Origin of the sequence: Pseudomonas sp. CM25 (assembly GCF_013179705.1) — a bacterium.
Classification (GTDB): Bacteria; Pseudomonadota; Gammaproteobacteria; order Pseudomonadales; family Pseudomonadaceae; genus Aquipseudomonas.
In genome coordinates this window covers 1-3839 of sequence record NZ_JABMCW010000439.1, presented here as the reverse complement: position 1 = coordinate 3839, position 3839 = coordinate 1, and the positions used below count along the sequence as shown (strand labels likewise).

Below are 3839 nucleotides of genomic sequence, written 5' to 3'. Positions count from 1 at the left end.
GGTCGGCCTGCAGGCTCTGTTGCAACGCCAGCAGGAAGCGCTGGCGGTCGGCTGGCGCAGGCCCGATGACTGCGGCCAGGCCGTCCAGGCTGTAGGGTGTGCGGCTGAGTTTTTTCTGCCGGCGCGGACGAATGCCCGCCAGGTGCTGGCTGAGGGTGCTCAGGCTGATGGGTTTGAGCAGGCAGTCATCCATGCCCGCACTCAAGCACTTGCGGTGTACTTCTGGCTGCGCGTTGGCGGTGTAGCCAAGGATGGTGCAGCGCAGACGCTTGCCATGGCGTTCTTCGGTGCGCACGGCGGTCGCCAGTTGATAACCGTTCATGTGCGGCATGTTGCAGTCGAGCACCAGCACATCGAAGTCGCCCGCCCGCCAGATGGCCAGGCCCTCGCGGCCATCGCGCGCGCAGGTGTGCTCCAGGTTCAGGTAGCCGAGCTGCTGCGCCATCAGTTCCAGGTTGGCCGGGTGGTCGTCGATCACCAGGACGTTCAGGCGTGGGTCGGGTACATCGAGGTGTTCAGGCAGCGGGGCGGGTGCTGCAGCATCAACCTGCTGCAGCGGCATCTTCATGCGCACCCGGGTGCCGACACTCTCCAGGCTTTTGATGCTCAGGCTGCCACCCATCATTTCGCACAGGTTGCGGCAGATCGCCAGGCCCAGCCCGGTACCCGCGCGGGCGCCCTGGCTGTGCGGGTTGGCCTGGATGAACGGGTTGAACAGGCGCTGCAGGTCATCGGCGTGGATGCCGATGCCACTGTCGCGCACTTCCAGCTCCAGCACTGCGGGCTTGCCGGTGTCGTCAGCCAGCAGGTCGACGCTGATGCGCACTCCGCCATGTTCGGTGAACTTGATGGCATTGCTCACCAGGTTGGACAGCACTTGCTTGAAGCGCAGCGGATCGAGCCAGGCGTGGCAGCGTGCGGCCGGTGTGATCGTCACTTCCAGGGCCAGGCCTTTCTGCCGCGCCTGGCCATCGAAAATCCGCCCTACGGATTCAATCAGGGCGGCCAGGTCGACCGCCTCTGGCGCCAGTGACAAGTGCCCGGACTCGATGCGCACGATATCGAGGATATCGCCTATCAGGCCCAGCAGGTCCTTTGCGGAATGGTGGGCGAGCTCCAGTGCGCTGCGGTCCACCCTACCCTGGTCGGCGCGTTTTACCGCCAGTTCGAGCATGCCGATGACAGCATTCATCGGGGTGCGGATTTCGTGACTGATGGTGGCCAGGAAGGTGCTTTTGGCGCGGTTGGCATCGTCGGCCTGCTGCTTGGCCTGGCGCAGCTCCAGAACCAGTTGGCGGCGTTCGCTGATGTCGATCCAGCCGCCGATGATGCCGCGCACCTCACCCAGCGAGTCTCGGTAGGGGAGTATCCAGTGGTAGATGGTCATGTCCCGGCCCTTGATCCGGAGTGGCCGGTCCATGATCAGCGGCGAACCCTCGGCCATGACTTTCTGGTAGTCGGCCTGAATTTGCCGGCTCTGTTCGCTGTCGGCGAACAGGCTGCCGTCCAGCTGCTTGCCGATGATGTCGTCTGAGCGGGCCTGCACGGCTTCCAGGTAGCTGAAGTTGCAGCTTTGCAGGCAGCCCTCGCGGTCACGCACGTACATGGGGTGAGGCGTGCCATTGAGCAACGCGCGCATGAACGCGAGCTGGTCGTTCAGCGCGCGTTCGGCGCGTTGGCGCTGGCGAATCTGCAGGCGCAGCCGGGCGTTCCACAGCAGCGCCAGCAGCAGGAGCACGGCCGTACCCAGCACCACCTGCAGCGTCAGCCGACTGTAACCCTGGCCGTTACCGTCGTCATGCAGGCCGAAGCCGCGCCAGCGGTTGTTGATCACCCCCAGCTCTTCGGGCGAGATGCTCAGCAGGGCCTTGTCGAGGATCGACACCAGGGTCTGTGACGGTGCGCTGGTCGCCATGGCAAAGTTCGCCGGTTCGCTGCCGACGGTGGTGCGGATGACCAGCTCGGGGTTGCCGGCCAAGGCATGGTTGGCATCGATCAGGGTGGTGATGACGCCATCCACGGCGCCACTCTTGAGTAGCGCCAGGGAGTAGAACGCGCTTTCGGTTTCGACCCAGCCAATCTGCGGGTAATCCCGGGACAGCATGGCGTCCATGTCGCTGTAGCGCGTGATGGCGATGCGGTGCCCCTGCAACTGCTCCAGTGTGCCCAATGCCTTGCTGCCGTCGCGGCTGACCAGCACGTAGGCGCTTTCCAGATAAGGCCGGCTGATTTGCAGGTCGCCCTCGGGCACTCCGCCGCTGACCAACGCGGCGATGACATCCGCGCGGCCATCCTTGAGCCGGGCGAGCATGTCGGCGATGCCGCTGGCGCGCTGCACCTCGAATCGCAAGCCGGTGCGCAGGCGGATGAGCTCCAGCAGATCGGCAGTGATGCCACGAAAGTGCCCTGAACCATCGAAATAGGACAGCGGCGCAGCCGTATCATCGATCACCACGCGCATGACCGGGTGATCTTTGAGCCACTGCGCCTCGGCCGTGCTCAACTGCAGTTTGCGGTCGGTCAGCAACAGATCGCTGCCAGCGCTCCAGCGTTTGAAGATACTGGCGTGCACGGCCTGGGTCTGGCTGCCCAGGGTGGCATTCACCAGTTCCAGCAGCAGTGTGTCCTGCTGGCGCAAGGCAAAACCGAAGCCGATGGCCTCGTGCTTGCTGAAGTTGGCCATGCGCAGGCGGGGCAGGTGGCCGCGGCTGAGCTGGTAGTGAGTGGAGATGGTGTCGCCGATGAACACGTCGGCCTGGCCGAATGCCACGGCACTCAGGGCCTCGCTGGAAGAACCGAAAGCCTGCAGCCTGGCCTGGGGGTAGGTGCTGCGCACTTCCTGCCCCGGCAGATAATGGTAGAGCATGCCCAGGCGCATGCCGCTCAGGCCCATGTCCAGCGCCCGGCTGTCGTCTTCACGCGTTACCAGCACTGGTTGATCGATGGCATAGGGCTGCGACAGCGCCAGGCCATCGCTGGCCGCTTCGTAACCGTTGGCGCTGCCCAGCAGGTCGATATCGCCGCGCCGCAGCGCCTCTACCGCCGCCTGGCGGCTGGAGAAACGCAGCACCCGCACCGGCAACTGCAAGGCTGCGCCGATCAGGCTTGCATACTCGGCGGTAAGACCCTGGTAGTCGCGCCCGCCACTGGTGATGTCGAATGGCGGGTAGTCCGGTGCCGAGGTGCCCAGCACCAGCTCCTGCCGGCTTTGCAGCCACTGCCGTTGTTCGAGGGTAAGCTCAGGCGGTGTCGGCCGGGCTGTCGAGCGTGCCAGCACTGCGTAGGTGGAGGTGTCGTGATGAGTCGCCTGTACCACGCCACTGCACAGCAGCAGGGCGAGCAGCAGGCGGGCGCCAGGGCGGGGCATGACCATGCTCAGACCAGCGCGTTGCGTTTGGCCATGTCGATCAGGTCGACCAGCGTATTGACCTTGAGTTTGTGCATGAGGCGCTTCTTGTAGGTACTGACGGTCTTGCTGCTGAGGAACATGCCCTTGGCAATATCCTTGTTGCAGCGACCCTGCGCAAAAAGTTGCAACACCATCAGTTCGCGGTCATTCACCTGGCGAAAGAGTTGCAGGTCGGCATCAACTGCCTGGTTGTGCTTGATTGCCTGGCTGGGGAAGTAGTTGTAGCCGGCCAGCACGGCCTTGATTGCACTGAGCAGTTCGTTGAGGTCTTCCTGCTTGCACACGAAGCCTGCGGCACCCGAATGCATGCAACGCACGGCGAACAACTCGGGAGACTGCGCAGTCAGCACCAGAACTTTCAGTGGCAAAGCCATGGCCTGGAAACGGGAAAGCACCTCCAGCCCGTCCAGCTTGGGAATGCTGATGTCGA

General features: G+C 64.1%; 2 protein-coding genes. Both read right to left on the bottom strand.

Going from position 1 to position 3839, the window contains the following annotated elements:
* Positions 1-3367 (bottom strand): ATP-binding protein (locus tag HP546_RS27350; protein ID WP_172232088.1); only part of this gene is annotated, 3367 nt, incomplete at its 3' end.
* A gap of 8 nt (positions 3368-3375) precedes the next feature.
* Positions 3376-3839: response regulator transcription factor (locus HP546_RS27345; protein ID WP_172232085.1), on the bottom strand; the 464-nt coding region annotated here is incomplete at its 5' end.